Origin of the sequence: Erwinia pyrifoliae DSM 12163 (assembly GCF_000026985.1) — a bacterium.
In the GTDB taxonomy this organism is placed as follows: domain Bacteria; phylum Pseudomonadota; class Gammaproteobacteria; order Enterobacterales; family Enterobacteriaceae; genus Erwinia; species Erwinia pyrifoliae.
Map to the genome: position 1 here is coordinate 569,731 of NC_017390.1, position 18,578 is coordinate 588,308.

Consider the following 18,578-nt stretch of genomic DNA (forward strand, 5'->3'; position numbering starts at 1 on the left):
TTCTGAAAATTGCCTTTTCTTGTTGCCGGTGAGGCAGCCGAAGAGATCGTGGCTATGCTTATAACGCAGTGCTTAAACTCTAAAGAAAAGGAAAAGGCTATGAAGAAAGGTATTGTTGCTCTGCTTTCTGTTCTGGTGTTCGCCTCTGTACTCACGGCCTGCAATACCACGCGCGGCGTGGGTGAAGATGTTGAGGCAGGCGGTAAGGCGATTCAGAGAAGCACGCAGTAGTCTGCTGACAGGCTGGTGCTTCTCACCGGCCTGTGTTCTCTCTCCTTCAGGCTTAACGTTGATCGATCCAGATCAGCTCATCCACCGTGAATCCGGCCCGACGCGCCTCTTCAATCAGATCCTGCTTAACCTGCTCATCCAGCTGCGGCGTGCGAGATAACATCCACAGATAGTCACGATTTGGCCCACAAACCAGCGCATGCTGGTAATCTTTATCCAGCGCTATCACGTTATAGCCTGCGTAAAATGGCCCAAAGAAAGAGACTTTCAGCGCTGCGCGATCGCTTGAGCCGGTGAAATAAGCTTTACCCGTGCTCTCCTGCCAGCGCTGTTTTTTTTGGTTAAAGCCTCGATTGACCACTTTCAGGCCGCCATCATCGCGTTGGCTGTAGCTGGCGGTGACATGATCCAGCCCGCGTTCAAAGGGATGATTAAAGCGGGCAATTTCATACCAGCTGCCGAGATAGCGCTTGCTGTCAAAATCTGCCACCGGCGTCACGCCATGTGGCGGGGTGGTGCTACAGGCGACGGAAAGTAGCGCGCCGACAATGGCTGTGACCTTTTTCCACAACTTCATAGAAACTATTCCTTTATCAATCAAGTATTACAGTATAGACGTAAAGCGCTACGCTGCCTCTGCCGCGAACGGTTTAGCCGCCGCCACTGAGGGAATTATTCTGCTGTGAATTGTGTGCGGCGGCATGGGCAGGTAGACTTCTTCCCCCTGACTGACTTTGGAGTAGACAAGATGAGCGATACGGCCAGCTGGCAGCCGAGTGCATCGATCGCCAACTTATTAAAGCGTGCGGCGATTATGGCTGAAATCCGGCGTTTCTTTGCCGATCGTGGCGTCCTGGAAGTGGAAACCCCGGCAATGAGCCAGGCAACGGTGACCGATGTGCACCTGTTCCCGTTCCAGACGCGCTTTGTTGGCCCGGGCGCGGCAGCGGGCGTCGATCTTTATCTGATGACCAGCCCGGAATACCATATGAAACGCCTGCTGGCAGCGGGCAGCGGCCCTATTTACCAGCTGTGCCGCAGCTTCCGCAACGAAGAGATGGGGCGTCATCATAACCCGGAATTCACCATGCTGGAGTGGTATCGCCCGCACTACGACATGTACCGCCTGATGAATGAGGTCGATGACCTGCTGCAGCAGGTGCTGGAGTGCGCGCCGGCAGAAACCCTTTCATATCAGCAGGCGTTTCAGCGTCATCTGGAGATTGACCCCCTGTCGGCAGATAAAGCCCAGCTGCGTGAAGCGGCGGAGAAACTCGGTGCCGGTGACCTCGCCCATCGTGAAGAAGACCGCGATACGCTGTTACAGCTGCTGTTTGTGCTCGGCGTGGAGCCAGAAATTGGCAAAGAGAAACCGGCCTTTGTTTATCACTTCCCGGCGACCCAGGCCGCGCTGGCCGAGATTAGCCCGGAAGATCACCGCGTGGCCGAGCGTTTCGAGGTCTATTTTAAGGGTATTGAGCTGGCGAACGGTTTCCACGAACTGACCGACAGCCGCGAACAGCGTCAGCGTTTTGAGCAGGATAATCGCAAACGCGCCGCCGCCGGACTACCGCAGCAGCCGATTGATAATTATCTGCTGGAGGCGCTTGCCGGGGGGATGCCGGACAGCTCCGGCGTGGCGCTAGGCGTTGACCGTCTGGTGATGCTGGCGTTGAAAGCGGAACGACTGAGTGACGTTATCGCCTTTACGGTAGATCGCTGCTAGGCAGCTGATTAGCCTGGTAAACTGGCTCGCCCGCGACAGGGTACGCACCGTGCGTTTGTCGTGGGCGGTCATTGTGCGGCGCATGCCGTGGCCAGCTGCGCTAAAGCCCGCCGGATTTATAGCTGCGTGCCGCCGGGGTGCCGTTGCTGGCAGGGGTTTTACGTCCAAGAGTGTCCATACGCACCTGGAACGGTGGGAACGGCATCTCCAGCCCGTGTTCCTGGAACCCACGTAGGATCAGCTGATGCAGCTCATGGCGCAGCGGCATCCGGTGACCCATCTCAGCGGCGTGAATACGCAACTCAAATAACTGAATCCCCTGTTGTAAGTCCACCAGGAAAGCTTCTGGCTGCGGCGTCTCCAGCACGTAGCTACAGCGCTGTGCGGCCGTTAACAGCAGGTTGGTCACTTCGTCACTATTGGCTTCTGCCGGAGCCGGAATGCTCAGCACCACGCGGGTGACGGAATCCGACAGCGACCAGTTAATAAACTGCTCGGTGATAAATGCCTTATTCGGCACGATAATCTCTTTGCGATCCCAGTCCGTAATGGTGGTGGCACGGGTATTGATACGCGTGATGCTACCGGTCAAATCGCGGATGGTGACGGTATCGCCGATGCGGATCGGCTTTTCAAACAGGATGATCAGGCCGGACATAAAGTTGGCGAAGATCTCCTGCAGGCCAAAGCCTAATCCTAAGGTCAAACCAGCAACCAGCCACTGTAATTTGGACCAGTCAATGCCAATCAGGGCAAAGCCCGTCAGGCCGCCGATCAGGATCAGCAGATATTTAGTCAGGGTGGTGATGGCATAGCCGGTACCCGGCGTCAGGCTGAGATGCTGCAGCAGTGCCAGTTCCAGCAGCGCCGGCATATTGCGCACCAGCTGGGTAGTAATGATCAATACCAGAATGGCGACCATCACCGATCCGAGCGTAATCGGTTGCAGGCTCTCAACGCCCTGTATGGTGGTGCTGACATCCCACAGGCGGATATTTTCCAGGAAACCAAAGGCGGAATGGATCTCTGACCACAGTACGATCACCGAAACCAGCGCAATCAGCGTCAGGATCGAGCGCACCAGGCGCAGCGACTGCGCGCTGATGGCATCCAGGTCGATAACCGGCTCTTCGATCTCTATGTTATCGGCGGCGGTCTGCTGGGCGGCCAGCTCTTCTTCGCTGCGTGCGCGCTGGGCGAGGATTTCCGCACGGCGCGACCGGGCGCGATCGAAGGCAATGCGTCGGCGCTGGATCAGCATCCAGCGCCGAATAATATGGTAAATCACCAGCAGCAGGAACCAGATAGCCAGCGAGGTTTCTACCCTGGCCAGCAGGGCCTGGGAGGTTTCCAGGTAGCCAATACAGGAAGCCAGCGCCGCCAGCATGGGAATGGCGATCATCACATTCCACAGCACGTTATTGATAAAGTTCTCGCCGCTGCCTTCTTTATCAATATGCAATGGGATACCGGCACGTTTAAGGCTGACCGTGACCATACTCAGCGCCCCGCAGATCAGAATAAAGCACAGGCGGCCGAGGGTAGGGGAGAACTCACGATCCTGCAGATTATCGAAGGCGATCAGCAGCATCATCAGCGGTACCACCAGCCCGATGCACAGCGTATAGAAACGCATCGCGCGCGCCACGCGGCTGCGTGGCCAGCGGAAGTGCACGATAAACAATCCCTGCTGACGGGCAAAGGTATTGCAGATCATAAACGCCCAAAGCAGCGGCACGCTGGCGGTGACGCCGTCGCCGATGGCGACCGCAATTGGCCAGGGCCAGGCGTGCTGTAAGCCGTAGCCCAGCGCCGCCCACAGCACCGGCAGCGGCAGGGCAACCAGAATAGACCAGAATACGGTGCGTATCGTCAGACTGAACTGATCCTGGGTGACCTTGCCCACCTTACTGGAAGCACGTTCAAGAAATGCGTGGAAGTGGCGGCGAGAGCTGATGCTGAAGCCGACCAGCACAATGGCGGAAAAAAGGGGTAGCAGGGTTTCGCGGCTGGTGATCATCATCACCATCGCTCCCCCCAACTGGCCGAGAGTATCAAGCGACAGCAGACGCTTCAGGTCGTGCGCCAGCTCGATCGGATAGCTGAAGCTTAGCGCGCTGACGTCGGCGGTCCAGAACAGATAACGGTGGGTGGCCTCTTTCACTTCATTGAGCGCATCCACCAGCTGGCTGTTGCCTACTTTCAGCTTGGTGACTTCCAGAATCAGGTTATCGCAGCCGGAAAGCAGTGAGGTCAGCAGTTCGCGCTGGGTTTTCAACTGCGCGGTGAGAATGCGCTCCTGCTCGCTGGTCAGGTTACTGTTGTCATCCTGGCGCAGCTGACGCAGCGACGGCTGCTGTTCCAGCAGGTCTTCGTAATACAGGCGCTTGACGCGCAGCTCGGCCATTTCGTTATCAAGCTGCTGCGGTTTGGGCATTTCAGGCAGCCGGGCGACCTGCGCGCGCAGCGCTTCACCCAGTACGTTCGACACGCCCAGCCACTGTGACTGTTCGCGGATAGTACTCAACGCCTGACGAACCTGAATCGTTTGATTGGCGGCGGTGCGCTGCTGCGAGGTGACCAGATCCATACGCTGCGCCTGCTGATTCAGTGCGGCGGACAGCTCCCGATTAATGCGGAACTGTTCAGTAATGCCGTGCGGCATATCACCGCTGTCTTCTGCCAGCTGCTCGGTGCGTGCTAACGCCAGCTCGGCCTCGCGCTGGCGCAGGTTGTTCAGCTGGTTGCGCAAATCTTGCAGCCAGCCGTCCAGCTCGGCAGCTTTGCGCTGGTGGACTTCTGCGCGTATGCGCGCCAGTTCCTGGCGGTTATTGGCCGACAGTTGTGCCAGCTCCAGTTCATCCACCCGCGCTTTCTGTGCGGCGGATTCAGCCTGCCTTTGCGCCCGCTGTGCCTGGCCTGCCGGGGTAGAAGGGGATGGCTGACCCTGCAGGCGGCGCTCGATCTCACCCAGCGCACGACGCGCTTCGGTTTGCTGCTGCGGTAGCTGAGAAAGCGAGTCACTGATTTCCCTGGCGCGATCCTGCTCTTGCTGAACCTGGCGGCTCTCCTCCAGCAACTGGCTGCTACCCAGTAGGATCTCCTGCTCAAGATCGGCGGCGCTCATGCTGCTGCGCAGCGGTTTTCTGCTGTTGGTCTGCGTGGCGATCTGCTGGCGCAACTCTCGCGACAGCTTGGGGAAGTTATCGATAACCTGCTGATAATCCTGCGCCCGTTCAAGGGATTGCTGGCGTTCTTCCAGCCAGTTCAGCGTGGACTGCAACGCGTCGACGGTCGCCGTCTGATTCGTACTGGTTTTGTTGGACTTTGCTTCCTCAAGCTCCTGCTTGATCTGCGACGCATCCGGTACGCTGGCGGCATAAACCGGCTGGAGCAAGCTCCAGCCTAACAAAAGAGTCAGAATCAGACGTAACATGGGTTTCCCGTTATGGGTGGTGAAGGACGTCTTCGGCGCTCTCTTTCTGCAGCGCGGTGGCCAGCGGTGCGCCAAGACGGGTTTGACTTCCTGCCGTCAGGTTTTCAGCCAGTTTCACTTTCCCAGGAGCAAACAGGTTAATCACCGTGGAGCCAAGCTTGAAGCGGCCCATCTCCTGTCCCTTGAGCAGTACCACCGCCCCGTCTTCATCGGCACCCGGCCAGCTCCAGCGTTTAATCACCCCTTCACGCGGTGGCGTAACGGTTCCTGACCAAACGGTTTCGATGCTGCCGACTATGGTTGCACCCACCAGAATCTGCACCATCGGGCCAAATTCAGTATCAAAGCGGCAAATGACGCGTTCATTACGGGCAAACAGATTAGGAATATTTTGCGCCGTTAGCGGGTTGACCGAATAGAGATCGCCCGGCACATAGATCATCTCGCGCAGAATACCGTTACAAGGCATATGCACGCGATGATAGTCGCACGGTGCAAGGTAAGTGGTGACAAACTCGCCGTTGCGGAACATATCGGTCATCGCGGCATTGCCCGCCAGCAGCGCTTCCAGCGAATAGGTATGGCCCTTTGCCTGGAAAATCTGGTCGCCCTCAACAGGGCCGAGTTGGCTGATCGCGCCATCGGCTGGCAGAACCAGCTGGTTAGGGTCGGTTTCTATCGGGCGTGCTTCGTCGCGCAGCGGGCGCACGAAGAAATCATTAAAGGTACGATAGCTGGCAGTGTCGGGCTTCTGCGCCTCTTTCATATCAACCTTGAAATACCAGACGAAAGCATCGATGACCGCTTTGGTCAACCACCCGGCGCGCTTGCTGGCTCCCCAGCCGGCCAGTTCAGTCAGGGCTTTTTTGGGCAGTAAATGATTCAAGCCGAGTTTAATACGATCTAACACGTTAGCCTCCTGGCTTAAGCGAACTGCAAAAAAATTAAGGGGGCGGATTGTATCAGCGCCCGGGGTTTTAGGCTATGACGGTGGCGCCAGCAGGTTTTCACTCTTTATCCGCAGAGAAGCTACGGCGGGTTTTCGCCTGCACTTCAGACATACTTTCCAGAATATGGTGATAGTTGACGAAGCGTGACGCGTCGATTTCGCCCTTATCTACCGCTGCACGGATCGCACAGCCCGGATCGGTATCATGTTTACAGTCGCGGAACTTGCAACCGCCGAGGTAATCACGAAATTCGACAAATCCACGGGTGATTTGTTCCGGTTCGAGATGCCACAAACCAAATTCTCGCACGCCGGGGGAGTCGATGACGTCGCCGCCGTGCGGGAAATGATACAGGCGGGCGGCGGTGGTGGTGTGCTGGCCAAGGCCGGAGACATCGGAAACATCGTTGGTCAGGATCTCTTCGCTGCCCAGTTCCAGCCCCAACAGCGCGTTCAGCAGGCTGGACTTACCCACGCCGGACTGACCGGCGAAGATGCTGACGCGGCCGGTCAGCGCCCCTTCCAGCTCACGCAGCCCCTCTTTTTTGTGGCTGGAAACCATCAGCACGCGATAACCGATATGACGGTAGATTTCCATCTGCTCATCAACGAACTCGCGGCCTTCATCGTCGAGCAGGTCGGTTTTGTTCAGTACCAGCAGCGGCTCCACGCCCAGGGTTTCACTGGCAACCAGATAGCGGTCGATAATATTCAGCGACAGTTCCGGCAGAATAGCCGAGACGATCACGATCTGGTCGATATTGGCGGCAATCGGTTTTACGCCGTCGTAGAAGTCGGGACGGGTCAGCACCGAGGTGCGCTCATGCACCGCTTCGACGATACCTTTTACGGTGGCACCGCCCGCCACGCCCGGCCGCCAGCGCACCCGGTCGCCGGTCACCAGTGAGCGAATGGTGCGGCGGATATTACAGCGGTGCACGGAACCATCCGCATCTTCTACGTCGGCATGCATGCCAAACCGACTGATCGCCACGCCGTCGCGCGCTTCGCCGAACAGATTGTCGTCTGGTTCGGGTTTGTCAGCGCGCTGCTTCAGGCGACGATCGTGGTTGGCGCTGACGCGACGTTGCTGACCTTTGGATAGTTTGTTTTTACTCACTGTTCCTCACACCGTTTCGGCATATTTCGCCCTGGCAGGGCAAAACGTCTATCATACACCTTAATTCACTACGATGCCGCCGAGACGCACTATGACCGCAAATGCTAACAACCTGATTTGGATTGATCTTGAGATGACCGGGCTGAACCCGGAACAGGACCGCATTATTGAGATTGCCACGCTGGTGACCGATGCCGATCTGAATATCCTTGCTGAAGGACCGGTATTTGCCGTGCATCAGTCCGATGCGCAGCTGGGGCTGATGGATGAGTGGAACGTGCGCACCCATACCAACAGCGGGCTGGTGGAGCGGGTAAAAGCCAGCCAGGTCGATGACCGTGCCGCCGAGCTGGCGACCATTGCGTTTCTGCAACAGTGGGTGCCTGCTAACAGTTCACCGATTTGTGGTAACAGTATTGGTCAGGATCGCCGCTTTCTGTTCAAATATATGCCGGAGCTGGAAGCTTACTTCCACTACCGTTACCTGGATGTCAGCACGTTAAAAGAACTGGCGCGCCGCTGGAAGCCGGAAATCCTGGCGGGCTTTAAGAAGCAGGGCGCCCACCAGGCGCTGGATGACATTCGTGAATCGGTGGCGGAGCTGGCTTATTACCGTGAACACTTTATTCAGCTGGCAGCGCCTCAGGCCGACTAACGGCGTGGAATTGCCGGGATAATATCGCCTGTTTTGCTGATTAAATCATCATTACGCTGATTTAATCAGCGGTCAGCGTGTAAAATTAAAATTTTGTGGCTTACAGGGTTGCGGTAGAAAGAAATCCTCGTATAATGCGCTACCCGTAACGGTGATGAATTTTATCGTTACGCCTAAGCGGGAATAGCTCAGTTGGTAGAGCACGACCTTGCCAAGGTCGGGGTCGCGAGTTCGAGTCTCGTTTCCCGCTCCAAATTTTAGTGGCAGAACGGTTTCAGGTTTTGTCATGCAACGAAAAAAGGACCTTCGGGTCCTTTTTTCGTTGCGGGTAATTTTCGCCAGGCGACCGTTTTGGGCTTGTCAGGTTTCATCCGGGCCGGGGATATTGCTGTTGCCATCCACGGCCCACCCGCAGCATGTAGCCCGTCTTCGACCATTCGCTTTAATGACTTGCTCCACTACCTGCAGGCAAAAGAACTGAGGCTCCGTGAAACCGCAGAGGCGACCGGATACCGCCCCTCTCAGGGATATTGAGTTCAGGCCATGTCATATAGATATCTGTGACAAGAGTAACGGCTGGCACTATACTTCCCACGGGCAGAACCAAGTTTGATAGCAATAGATTATTTATGGAAAGTGATATAAAAGGAACCATCTTATGCCGGCCTTGAGATTCCCATTTACAGCATTCACAACTAAACACAGATGTTAAGATTACTCCGCACCTGATATGAAATATGGCGATCTTTCAGATTCACAGTTTAAAAACCATTATGGCTTAGTTGATATTTCAGATTCAGTCGATCCATTGACAATGACTCATCGTACACCCTTTGAGTCACCGCGCTCTATGTTCACCCATGTTTATGGTGAAAGGAAGAAAAATTTCACCCGGTAAATGTTCTCATTTTGTATTCGATGAAATGAGAAACAATTCTTTCATATACTCAATGGCCGGCCCCTACAGCCACCTGATTAGAGAAATGATTAATAACTTGCAGAACAACCACGCTCATCCTTATAAAAGCTTGCAACTAGATAATGAAATTTAAACAACACCGCTTCTTCAGAATGTGGTTTGTACTTCAGCACTATAAGGCGTTTGGTTTTAAGCCGTTTATGACAAATATGGAAGCCACTGTTACCATCGGGGATCAATTTTCGTGAAAAAAATAAAAGTTATTGTGATAATAGCGCTTTTGCTTGTCTCAGGATGCGTTATTTTTTTCAACAGCAGGTCTGTTAATATCATCGATGCACATTATGACCAATACAGTGCCAGTATCATAGTCGACCATCTTCCTTTAACAGATGATAATAAAATAAACTGGTGGAAAAAAAACCAGAAAAGCATCAGGGATAAATATCATATACCGGTCAAATCCGCTGCGGGTATGTTGAAGGTTTATATATGGGCATTTGGTGAAGGCTATATGGAGCGTGCAAAGTATGATCGCCTCTGCTTCGATGATATGAAAGAAAAGAATAACTGCATCGAGAAAAACCAGCTGATGAATATTGACACCGATCGCGAGGGTAACCTTATTTACGGTTTTGAAAAAAACAGCTATCTGCAGAAAAAAGAGGGCGAGTTAATTAAATTACCTGACTAATTCTATAAAGGTTTCAGGCGGATCCTGATTGGTCAGGCTCGCCGGACTTAGTGTTACAACGGCTAAAATTTAAGCTTACCGGCAATTTTCTATTTGCTAAACGCCGCTTTGTTAACGGGTTTTTCTGCGGCCGCGTTTTGTACCGCTGAGCGCCGCCAGCAGTCCTTGCTTCAGACTCTCAATGGCAGCCTGCGACTTGCGCAGCTGTTCACTGGGATCGCGCGGGGGAACAAAAGGGCCAGGATTGAAAGCATCGTTGTTTTTACCAAAGGTCTGATGGAACCAGATCGCCAGCGCACGCGCGATTTTTAGTGCATCCATCGCTTCACGATGTGGGGTCTGAAACTGATGCGTCGCTCGGTTTCCCTCAAGTCGTAAGGTATGGAACAGCTGACGGATCGCCGGGTCAAACTGCAATTCCCTGTCGAGTCGGTATAACAGCTCTTGCTGAGAGGGATTACCTTCTGTGGCAATATTCAGCCTGACCGCAATATTTTGCGCCAGCGCCTCTGCAAACTGGCGCAATTTCATCAGGGTCGTGTTCGGATCGCTGGAAAACACCTGTTCGGCGGTAGTGGTGATTTTGATAAACAGGGGATCGTGCTCAGCCAGAAAAGCAAAGTTTGCGGAATGACTTGGGCCTTCGGTTATCACATGCAGTCTCCTTACAGCAGCTTACTTTCACCAATATTCGGCATGAACTCACCGAAGAAAAGTTAGATTTTGCGAGATATCTCGCAAAATGATAGCGCTGCGCACTTTTTTATCAAGAATTACTTATGTCTTGATCACTCAATCTGTTCAGATTAACCATAAGTGCCGGAAGTAAAAGGTGGGATAGGTACTTAAAGCAAATTATTGATAATTTGTGCATAAAAATGAATTTTTGGTTGCTCTGGATAGAATGGCAGCGTTAAGCGTTTGATGAAATTTAGCGCAGTTAACCCCGTAGCAAAAAAATATCGAATCAGGGCTTGCCACAAGGCAATAAATCATCCTATAATTCGCCGCATTCCTGAAGAGGCATGTGATAAAAGATTTAAAAATCAGGTAATTAAACATTATTTGATTCAGCAGTCACCCAAGCGGGAATAGCTCAGTTGGTAGAGCACGACCTTGCCAAGGTCGGGGTCGCGAGTTCGAGTCTCGTTTCCCGCTCCAAAATTCAGTTTGCAGGCGCGTTATATACGTTGCAAACCATCAAAAAAAGAGCCATACGGCTCTTTTTTTGTTTCCGTATTGCCATCACCTAAGACCTCCCTGATTGCCCGGCCGCGTCTGCCCTTGCACCGTTCGGCCGGTGACGCGTCACCGGGAATACTGGCGTCAATATTGTCGGAAACGGGCGACGCCCATGGTGGTCGAAATAACCGCATGTGAGCAACGGTTTAACAGGTCGGGTGCGCAATATCAGCGCGGCTTGAATTTTTTTGCATGCAAGCCTTGCCAGCGCCCAAAAACAGATCCATAATAGCGACCTCTCTTGCGGAAGTAAGAGTTAAAAGTTATAGCAATCAATCAGTTACAGCTTTTTAGTGCAAGATTTTAGCATCACTCCTAAGCGGGAATAGCTCAGTTGGTAGAGCACGACCTTGCCAAGGTCGGGGTCGCGAGTTCGAGTCTCGTTTCCCGCTCCAAATCATATTTCACTCATCCGTTTGCTTGAAAATTATCCACAGATAATATCTGTTTGCGATAACGCATTAACCCGCATTGGAAAACTGTTGTAAACAGAGTTATCCACAACGTCTGTTCGCGCCAGGTGTTCGTTTAACGTTGGGAAAATCTTACACTTACTCTCTAACTCACTGTTATTTAAGCTATTGCGAATATTTCAATTTGTTATTTTAATCGCTTGTGTTTTCTGTGACGGTTGAATGACAACGCTTTTTTATTTTTATGCACAGCGTGTGGAAAACTTCACAGGCGAATAAAGCCGATCCCGTTTGCAAGGTCGGGCGTCAGAGATAATCCTTTTCTCACCGCCGTACCGGGCGCTTTAGCTTCCTACCTGTGGGTTAAGCCATCCTCTCCTTCAGTGACGCCATAATTGTCTTTTTTCAGCTCGTTTTACTGCCTGCATCCCCGAACGGTTCTAATCCCACCAGGCGAATCACGCCGTTACGCAATATTTTCGGGTGATGCTGCCCGGCGCAAAAATGCATCACATTCCCCTGATGCCGATTTTCAGCACGCGGGCAGTCTGTCAGTGTATACGTTGGCCCGCCGGAGCGTAACGGATTGCAGTCCCCGCCAGCGTGGTCTGGCTTAACCAGCCAGAGTGATTCATGCTTAAAGTTATATTGGTGTAAATCGAGAGGATGCGACATGAATCACCTGAACCTGCAAAACGACCACGCCAGTTTGCCTGATTCTGTCTGGCCAGCGGAATCATTGACGCATCTGGAGCAAGAGGGAGCCGATTGCCTTGGGATAACCCTGTTTGAGCTGATGCAGCGCGCCGGAGAGGCGGCCTTTAATCTGCTGCGTACGCAATGGCCGTCAGCGCAACACTGGCTGATCCTTTGTGGGAACGGCAATAACGGCGGTGATGGTTATATTGTGGCCCGGCTGGCGCAGTCCGCCGGGCTGGCAGTCACGTTGGTCGCCGTTGATGGCAGTAAACCCTTGCCGGAAGAATCGCAGCAGGCGCGTGAGGCATGGCTGGCGGCAGGCGGCGTTATCCATGATGCGGCGATCGCCTGGCCTGAATCGACAGAGCTGATAATCGATGCCCTGTTAGGCACCGGGCTGAATCGTGCGCCAGTGGCGGCTTATGCAGCGCTGATCGCCCAGGCCAACCGCCATCCCGCGCCGATTTTTGCGCTGGATATCCCGTCTGGGTTAGTGGCTGCTAACGGCACAACGCCAGGAATGGTGATACATGCTTCGCATACGCTCACTTTTATTGCCCTAAAACCGGGCCTGCTAACGGGTAAGGCGCGTGATTGCGTGGGGCAGCTGCACCATCACAGTCTTGGTCTGCAACAGTGGCTGGACGCTCAACCAGCACCGATGGCACGCTATGATGCCAGCAATCTGGCAAACTGGCTGCCACCGCGCCGCCCGACCTCGCATAAAGGCAATCATGGTCGGCTGCTGGTGATTGGTGGCGATCACGGCACCGCAGGTGCCATTCGTATGACGGCAGAAGCCGCACTGCGCTGCGGTTCAGGAATGGTGCGAGTACTTACTCACAAAGAAAATATTGGCCCGCTGCTTACCGCGCGACCGGAGCTGATGGTACAGGAACTGAGCCGCTCAACCCTCGATGCCGGGCTGGAGTGGGCAGATGTGATTGTCATTGGCCCGGGGCTGGGCCAGGGGCAATGGGGTAAGGAAGCGCTGAAGAAGGTAGAAAACTCTCCGAAAACCATGCTTTGGGACGCTGACGCGCTTAACCTGCTGGCAATCAGCCCCGATAAACGTCAAAATCGAATCATTACGCCACATCCCGGTGAAGCAGCCCGATTATTGAATGTCAAAACCGCCGAGATTGGAAGCGACCGCTTACTTGCCGTACGCCGACTGGTCAAGCGCTATGGCGGCGTGGTGGTGCTGAAAGGTGCCGGTACGCTGATTGCCGGCGGGGATAAGTTGGCATTTGCTGACGTCGGTAACGCCGGTATGGCCAGCGGGGGGATGGGAGATGTTTTATCTGGTATCATCGGCAGCCTGGCGGGGCAAAAGCTTCCACTGTTCGATGCGGCCTGCGCAGGATGCGTAGCGCATGGCGCGGCGGCTGATGCGGTGGCACAACGCCGTGGTACACGCGGCATGTTAGCCACCGATCTCTTCTCCGAGCTGTATTTGTTTGTCAATCCTGAGATCTCGAATACGAAAGCATGAAGACCTGTGTAATTGCATTGCCCGATGAAGCCGCAACCCTTGAATTGGGTGCCAGCCTGGCCCGCACCTGTGAAGGCGCGGCCACTCTCTATCTTTACGGTTCCCTGGGAGCGGGTAAAACCACCTTTAGCCGGGGGTTCTTGCAGGCTCTTGGTCACCAGGGCAACGTGAAAAGCCCTACTTATACTCTGGTCGAGCCTTATGTGTTGCCCGATCGCCGCGTGTACCACTTCGATCTTTATCGCCTGTCTGACCCGGAAGAACTGGAGTTTATGGGCATTCGTGATTACTTCGGCTCTGACAGTGTGTGCCTGGTAGAGTGGCCGCAGCAGGGCGCAGGCGTGCTGCCTGAACCGGATCTGGAACTGCATCTCAGTTACCAGGGCCATGCGCGTGAAGCTTTGCTGCGAGCCTGCTCACTGGCCGGTGAAGTGATGGTACAGCGCATTGCCGCTGAACGGGGTGAAGCATGATGCGACGCCTGATGTGCTGGTGGATGCTGGCGCTGTTTTGCTGCTCGTTCGCCTCCGTAGCCGCCAATCTGTCAGATATCAACGTGTCTAATGGCAGCAACGAAGCGCAAATCACCCTGAGCTTTGCCGGTCAGCCGGTTTATGCCTTTTTCCCGTTGCATAATCCTGAACGCGTGGTGTTGGACGTTCGGCAAAGCGCCATTGTGCGCGGGCTGCCGCTGGATTTCAGCGGTGATAATATCGTTAAACGCATTCGAGCCAGCACGGCAAAAGACAGTCACAGCATTCGCCTGGTATTTGATCTCACCCGGCCCGGCAAAACTCGTGCGGTTACCCGGCGTGAAGGTAGCCATTACAACGTGGTGTTTACCATCACCGGCAGCCGAACCGCACCCGTGGCAAGCCGCAGTATAAATGCCAGCGGCAACGTTAATACGCGTACCAGCAGCCCGCCAAAAAGTCCGTTTGATGAAAATCGCGTGACGCGGGTCAGCAGCGGCAATGAGGTCGCCCGCCCGCGCAGGGCGCGCAGCAGCAACGATACGGTGATTGTCGCCATTGATGCCGGACACGGCGGACAGGATCCCGGCGCGATTGGCGGCGGCGGTCTGAAAGAAAAAAACGTGACCATTGCCATCGCCCACAAACTGAAAGCGTTGCTGAATGCCGACCCGATGTTTAAAGGGGTGATGACCCGTGACGGCGACTATTTTATTTCCGTAATGGGGCGTTCGGACGTGGCGCGTAAGCAGAATGCCAATCTGCTGGTATCCATTCACGCAGACGCTGCGCCTGCTCGCAGCGCTTCCGGTGCCTCGGTCTGGGTGCTGTCTAACCGGCGTGCCAATAGCGAAATGGCGGGATGGCTGGAGCAACATGAGAAGCAGTCCGAGCTGCTGGGCGGTGCCGGAGACCTGCTGGCCAACAGCCAGACGGATCCGTATCTGAGCCAGGCAGTGCTGGATCTGCAATTCGGTCACTCGCAGCGCGTGGGTTATGATGTGGCAATAAAAGTGATCGCGCAGCTGCAACGTGTAGGCGCCCTGCACAAGCGTAAACCGGAACATGCCAGCCTGGGCGTTCTGCGCTCGCCGGATATCCCCTCACTGCTGGTAGAAACCGGCTTTATCAGCAACCCTTCGGAGGAGCGGCTGCTTGGCAGCAGCGCTTACCAGCAGAAGATTGCCGAGTCGATATATAAAGGTTTGCGCAACTACTTCCTGGCGCACCCGCTGCAATCTGTCCCAAAGGAGGAAAACCGACCGTTGCAGTTCGCAGCGGCGGTTGAACCAGTGATTAACCCGGCTCTTGCAGGTACGCTGTCTGCTGCTGCCAGCCAGCGCCATATGGTGAAACGCGGGGAGACATTGTCCGGCATTGCCGCCCATTACGGCGTCAGCATGGCGACTCTGCGGGCGATGAATACCCTTAAAAATGATGTGGTATGGGTGGGGCAGCGGCTGAAAGTACCGGCAGCAAGCAAGGCCGTGAGCGTGGCAAAGCGTGAAAAGTCAGTAAAGCACAAAGTGGTGCGTGGTGACTCGCTCACGGCCATTGCCGCCCATTACGGCGTCAGTCCACAGGCTGTCCAGCAGGCGAATAAGCTGAAGTCGCAGAATGTGATGCTGGGGCAGACGCTGACCATACCCACTTCATAACCTAAGGATATTCAATGCTCATTCAGGTATTACCGCCGCAGCTGGCTAACCAGATCGCCGCCGGTGAGGTGGTAGAACGCCCGGCGTCGGTGGTGAAGGAGCTGGTGGAAAACAGCCTGGATGCCGGGGCCACGCGTATTGATATCGACATCGAAAAGGGCGGTGCGAAGCTGATCCGCATTCGTGATAACGGCTGCGGGATAGATAAAGACGAACTGGCGATGGCGTTAGCCCGTCATGCCACCAGTAAAATCGCCAGCCTGGATGACCTGGAGGCGATTATCAGCCTCGGTTTTCGTGGCGAAGCGCTGGCCAGTATCAGCTCGGTATCTCGCCTGACGCTGACTTCGCGTACTGAAGCGCAAAGTGAAGCCTGGCAAGCCTATGCGGAAGGGCGCGATCAGGCGGTGACCGTAAAGCCCGCCGCGCACCCGGTGGGAACCACGCTTGAAGTGCTCGATCTGTTTTACAATACCCCGGCGCGCCGCAAATTTATGCGCACCGAGAAAACCGAATTCACCCATATTGATGAGATTATTCGGCGCATTGCGCTGGCGCGCTTTGACGTGGCCATTTCGCTCAGTCACAACGGCAAGCTGGTACGGCAATATCGTGCCGTGAGCGATGACGGTCAGCGCGAGCGTCGTCTTGGTGCCATATGCGGCACCGCCTTTCTCACTCACGCCCTGAAGATTGCCTGGCAGCATAGTGAGCTGAGTCTGCACGGCTGGGTGGCGGATCCGGTGGGTTCTAAAGCGTTGAGTGAACTGCAATATTGTTACGTTAACGGCCGCATGATGCGTGATCGCCTGATTAATCATGCTATCCGTCAAGCCTATCAGGACAAGCTGGGAGATCGGCATCAGCCGGCGTACGTGCTCTATCTGGAGATCGATCCGCACCAGGTGGATGTTAACGTCCACCCGGCCAAACATGAGGTGCGTTTCCATCAGTCGCGGCTGGTGCACGACTTTATCTATCAGGGCGTGATCAGCGTGTTGCAGGAGAGCGGAGTGGAGACGCTACCGGAAATCGCCACTGTTCAGCCCGCTGAACACCGGCAGCCGGAAAACCGCCAGGCGGCGGGAGGCAACCACTTCTCCACCCCCGCCGCCGCCGCACCGCGTCCGGCTTCACCCGGCGGCGGCAGCTGGCAGCGTCAGGAGCCGCTATATCAAAAGCGTGAAGGTGCGGTCTATCAACAGCTGCTGCAAACGCCTGCGCGCAGTGAAGAGCCGCCACCTGCATCCGCAGCGCCGAACAAAGAGCCTCCGCTAAGCGGGCATACGCATAGCTTTGGCCGCGTGCTGACGGTGGTTCAGGAACGGTATGCGCTGCTTGAAGGCAAGAATGGTCTGGCGCTGCTGGCGCTGGCGGTGGCTGCGCGCTGGCTGAAGCAGGCGCAGCTGGAACCCGGCAGTGAGGGGCTGAAACCGCAGCCGTTGTTGATTCCGCTACGGCTGAAGCTGGACAAGGCTGAACGTGACGCCGGGAGCCGCTGCAGCGCGTTACTGAATCAGATGGGCATTGACCTGCAGTTTGACGCGCATCATGTGATGCTGCGTGCCGTGCCTTTACCGTTACGCCAACAAAATTTACAAAACTTGATTCCAGAAATGTTAGGGTATTTGACCCGGCATCAAGAGGTTACAGCATATCAGTTGGCGCAGTGGCTGGCGCGTCAGTCGGCATCGGAGCCTCAGCACTGGAATCATTCGCAGGCGATTACCCTGCTGGCAGAAGTTGAAAGACTTAGCCCGCAGCTGGTTAAATCGCCACCTTCTGGATTACTACAAAACGTCGATATTGAAATGGCGATGAACGCCCTGAAGCATGAGTGAACAATCCACGGCTGGCCTGCCCAGGGCCATATTTTTGATGGGGCCGACGGCCTCCGGCAAGACCGCACTGGCGATTGCACTACGCCAGGCGCTGCCGGTAGAGCTGATTAGCGTTGATTCGGCGCTGATCTATCGCGGTATGGATATTGGCACCGCTAAACCCTCCGCAGAAGAACTGGCGCTTGCGCCCCATCGTTTACTGGACATCCGCGACCCTTCGCAGGCCTATTCTGCTGCCGAATTTCGTCGCGATGCGCTGGCTGAAATGGCGGAGATTACCCGGCGGGGCAATATTCCGCTGCTTATTGGCGGCACCATGCTCTATTACAAGGCGTTACTGGAAGGATTATCGCCGCTGCCCTCGGCCGATGCGGCAGTTCGTCAGCGTATAGAGCAGATGGCGCGCGAAGCCGGTTGGGAAGCGCTGCATCGCCAATTATGTGACATAGATCCCGTGGCGGCCCATCGTATTCATCCGAATGATCCGCAGAGACTCTCGCGAGCACTGGAAGTTTTTTTTATTTCGGGTAAAACTTTAACCGAACTGATAAAAACGTCGGGTAAAGCTCTGCCGTATGATGTTTCACAGTTTGCTATCGCTCCGGCGAGCCGCGAACTGATCCATAAGCGCATCGAGCAGCGGTTTCACCAGATGCTGGCGTCAGGATTTGAAGCGGAGGCTCGGGCGCTCTTTGCACGAGGCGATTTGCATACGGAAATGCCTTCCATTCGTTGTGTCGGTTATCGCCAGATGTGGTCATATTTATCGGGTGAAATTGACTACGATGATATGGTTTATCGGGGAATTTGTGCCACCCGGCAGTTGGCTAAGCGCCAGATGACCTGGCTACGTGGCTGGAAAGATGTTCAATGGCTTGACAGCGAACAGCCTGATGCGGCGTATAGCAGAGTGTTACAGGTTCTTAGTGCGAAGCCTGGGTGATTGTGTACAATTGGTGCATTACTTTGCGCAAATTTTTTTCGTCGTATTTCGAACCGCATGGTTCTCAAGTTACAACAACAAGCA

17 protein-coding genes, 3 tRNA genes and 1 pseudogene are annotated in these 18,578 nt (G+C 54.8%); 15 read left to right on the forward strand and 6 right to left on the reverse strand.

Annotation, left to right across the window (positions count from 1 at the left end):
• Window positions 1–99 precede the first annotated feature (99 nt).
• Window positions 100–231, forward strand: coding sequence for an entericidin A/B family lipoprotein (locus EPYR_RS02555; RefSeq protein WP_012666850.1), 132 nt, complete (start codon window positions 100–102; stop codon window positions 229–231).
• A 52-nt stretch (window positions 232–283) separates the two neighbouring features.
• Here EPYR_RS02555 and EPYR_RS02560 read toward each other — a convergent pair whose 3' ends face one another.
• Window positions 284–808: a lipocalin family protein gene (locus EPYR_RS02560; RefSeq protein ID WP_012666851.1), complete on the reverse strand. Its 525-nt coding sequence runs from the start codon at window positions 806–808 to the stop codon at window positions 284–286.
• Between the two features lie 171 nt (window positions 809–979).
• Between EPYR_RS02560 and epmA the strand changes: the two genes are divergently transcribed.
• On the forward strand, window positions 980–1,957 hold the full coding sequence (epmA, locus tag EPYR_RS02565; protein ID WP_012666852.1) for an elongation factor P--(R)-beta-lysine ligase: 978 nt from the start codon (window positions 980–982) through the stop codon (window positions 1,955–1,957).
• Window positions 1,958–2,057: 100 nt separating this feature from the next.
• Here the strand turns inward: epmA and mscM are convergent, their stop codons facing one another.
• The 3 genes from mscM to rsgA form a co-directional block, all read right to left on the reverse strand.
• Entirely contained in the window at window positions 2,058–5,393 is a 3,336-nt protein-coding gene (mscM, locus tag EPYR_RS02570) for a miniconductance mechanosensitive channel MscM (protein WP_012666853.1), read from the reverse strand.
• 10 nt (window positions 5,394–5,403) lie between these two features.
• Window positions 5,404–6,303, reverse strand: coding sequence for an archaetidylserine decarboxylase (gene asd / locus EPYR_RS02575; protein ID WP_012666854.1), 900 nt, complete (start codon window positions 6,301–6,303; stop codon window positions 5,404–5,406).
• 97 nt (window positions 6,304–6,400) lie between these two features.
• Window positions 6,401–7,462, reverse strand: coding sequence for a small ribosomal subunit biogenesis GTPase RsgA (gene rsgA / locus EPYR_RS02580; protein WP_012666855.1), 1,062 nt, complete (start codon window positions 7,460–7,462; stop codon window positions 6,401–6,403).
• Between the two features lie 91 nt (window positions 7,463–7,553).
• Here rsgA and orn point away from each other — a divergent pair, with 91 nt between their 5' ends.
• The 6 genes and pseudogenes from orn to EPYR_RS02595 all read left to right on the forward strand — a co-directional run bounded on the left by orn (window position 7,554) and on the right by EPYR_RS02595 (window position 9,730).
• Complete coding sequence (gene orn / locus EPYR_RS02585; protein ID WP_014542387.1) at window positions 7,554–8,117, forward strand: oligoribonuclease; 564 nt, start codon at window positions 7,554–7,556, stop codon at window positions 8,115–8,117.
• Between the two features lie 177 nt (window positions 8,118–8,294).
• A tRNA-Gly gene (locus EPYR_RS02590) sits at window positions 8,295–8,370 on the forward strand.
• A 477-nt stretch (window positions 8,371–8,847) separates the two neighbouring features.
• Window positions 8,848–9,015, forward strand: coding sequence for a DUF3289 family protein (locus EPYR_RS21320; protein WP_012666857.1), 168 nt, complete (start codon window positions 8,848–8,850; stop codon window positions 9,013–9,015).
• A gap of 25 nt (window positions 9,016–9,040) precedes the next feature.
• On the forward strand, window positions 9,041–9,169 hold the full coding sequence (locus EPYR_RS21325; RefSeq protein WP_244910215.1) for a DUF3289 family protein: 129 nt from the start codon (window positions 9,041–9,043) through the stop codon (window positions 9,167–9,169).
• Window positions 9,162–9,284, forward strand: a pseudogene (locus tag EPYR_RS20940) (DUF3289 family protein); the annotation flags it as partial. The gene EPYR_RS21325 and the pseudogene EPYR_RS20940, both read left to right, overlap by 8 nt.
• Window positions 9,281–9,730, forward strand: a complete 450-nt coding sequence (locus EPYR_RS02595; RefSeq protein WP_012666858.1) for a DUF943 family protein — start codon at window positions 9,281–9,283, stop codon at window positions 9,728–9,730. The pseudogene EPYR_RS20940 and the gene EPYR_RS02595, both read left to right, overlap by 4 nt.
• Before the next feature lie 111 nt (window positions 9,731–9,841).
• On the opposite strand, the gene EPYR_RS02600 is transcribed toward EPYR_RS02595, so the two are convergent.
• Window positions 9,842–10,384: a DUF4145 domain-containing protein gene (locus tag EPYR_RS02600; RefSeq protein WP_014538511.1), complete on the reverse strand. Its 543-nt coding sequence runs from the start codon at window positions 10,382–10,384 to the stop codon at window positions 9,842–9,844.
• A 431-nt stretch (window positions 10,385–10,815) separates the two neighbouring features.
• Here EPYR_RS02600 and EPYR_RS02605 point away from each other — a divergent pair.
• Both EPYR_RS02605 and EPYR_RS02610 read left to right on the forward strand, forming a co-directional pair.
• A tRNA-Gly gene (locus EPYR_RS02605) sits at window positions 10,816–10,891 on the forward strand.
• Window positions 10,892–11,291: 400 nt separating this feature from the next.
• Window positions 11,292–11,367, forward strand: a tRNA-Gly gene (locus tag EPYR_RS02610).
• 423 nt (window positions 11,368–11,790) lie between these two features.
• On the opposite strand, the gene EPYR_RS20570 is transcribed toward EPYR_RS02610, so the two are convergent.
• On the reverse strand, window positions 11,791–12,060 hold the full coding sequence (locus EPYR_RS20570; protein WP_012666859.1) for a hypothetical protein: 270 nt from the start codon (window positions 12,058–12,060) through the stop codon (window positions 11,791–11,793).
• Here EPYR_RS20570 and nnr point away from each other — a divergent pair.
• The 5 genes from nnr to miaA are packed head-to-tail and all read left to right on the forward strand — an operon-like array spanning window position 12,059 to window position 18,494.
• Window positions 12,059–13,579, forward strand: a complete 1,521-nt coding sequence (gene nnr, locus EPYR_RS02620; RefSeq protein ID WP_012666860.1) for a bifunctional ADP-dependent NAD(P)H-hydrate dehydratase/NAD(P)H-hydrate epimerase — start codon at window positions 12,059–12,061, stop codon at window positions 13,577–13,579. The two genes, EPYR_RS20570 and nnr, sit on opposite strands and share 2 nt — an antisense overlap.
• Window positions 13,576–14,052, forward strand: coding sequence for a tRNA (adenosine(37)-N6)-threonylcarbamoyltransferase complex ATPase subunit type 1 TsaE (gene tsaE / locus EPYR_RS02625; RefSeq protein WP_012666861.1), 477 nt, complete (start codon window positions 13,576–13,578; stop codon window positions 14,050–14,052). Before nnr ends, tsaE begins: the two co-directional genes overlap by 4 nt.
• Window positions 14,052–15,710 (forward strand): N-acetylmuramoyl-L-alanine amidase AmiB, encoded by a 1,659-nt coding sequence (gene amiB, locus EPYR_RS02630; RefSeq protein ID WP_014538513.1) that lies wholly within the window; start codon window positions 14,052–14,054, stop codon window positions 15,708–15,710. Before tsaE ends, amiB begins: the two co-directional genes overlap by 1 nt.
• Before the next feature lie 14 nt (window positions 15,711–15,724).
• Window positions 15,725–17,551 carry a DNA mismatch repair endonuclease MutL gene (gene mutL / locus EPYR_RS02635; RefSeq protein ID WP_012666863.1) on the forward strand — a complete coding sequence of 609 codons (1,827 nt, stop codon included), beginning with the start codon at window positions 15,725–15,727 and terminating at the stop codon, window positions 17,549–17,551.
• Entirely contained in the window at window positions 17,544–18,494 is a 951-nt protein-coding gene (miaA, locus tag EPYR_RS02640) for a tRNA (adenosine(37)-N6)-dimethylallyltransferase MiaA (protein WP_012666864.1), read from the forward strand. The genes mutL and miaA overlap by 8 nt, the downstream gene beginning before the upstream one ends.
• Window positions 18,495–18,578: the final 84 nt, after the last annotated feature.

Coding starts and splice junctions, on each gene's coding strand:
- EPYR_RS02555 (WP_012666850.1), top strand. CDS start 100: ATGAAGAAAGGTATTGTTGCTCTGCTTTCTGTTCTGGTGTTCGCCTCT.
- EPYR_RS02560 (WP_012666851.1), bottom strand. CDS start 808: ATGAAGTTGTGGAAAAAGGTCACAGCCATTGTCGGCGCGCTACTTTCC.
- epmA (WP_012666852.1), top strand. CDS start 980: ATGAGCGATACGGCCAGCTGGCAGCCGAGTGCATCGATCGCCAACTTA.
- mscM (WP_012666853.1), bottom strand. CDS start 5,393: ATGTTACGTCTGATTCTGACTCTTTTGTTAGGCTGGAGCTTGCTCCAG.
- orn (WP_014542387.1), top strand. CDS start 7,554: ATGACCGCAAATGCTAACAACCTGATTTGGATTGATCTTGAGATGACC.
- EPYR_RS21320 (WP_012666857.1), top strand. CDS start 8,848: ATGAAATATGGCGATCTTTCAGATTCACAGTTTAAAAACCATTATGGC.
- EPYR_RS21325 (WP_244910215.1), top strand. CDS start 9,041: ATGAGAAACAATTCTTTCATATACTCAATGGCCGGCCCCTACAGCCAC.
- nnr (WP_012666860.1), top strand. CDS start 12,059: ATGAATCACCTGAACCTGCAAAACGACCACGCCAGTTTGCCTGATTCT.
- EPYR_RS20570 (WP_012666859.1), bottom strand. CDS start 12,060: ATGTCGCATCCTCTCGATTTACACCAATATAACTTTAAGCATGAATCA.
- tsaE (WP_012666861.1), top strand. CDS start 13,576: ATGAAGACCTGTGTAATTGCATTGCCCGATGAAGCCGCAACCCTTGAA.
- amiB (WP_014538513.1), top strand. CDS start 14,052: ATGCGACGCCTGATGTGCTGGTGGATGCTGGCGCTGTTTTGCTGCTCG.
- mutL (WP_012666863.1), top strand. CDS start 15,725: ATGCTCATTCAGGTATTACCGCCGCAGCTGGCTAACCAGATCGCCGCC.
- miaA (WP_012666864.1), top strand. CDS start 17,544: ATGAGTGAACAATCCACGGCTGGCCTGCCCAGGGCCATATTTTTGATG.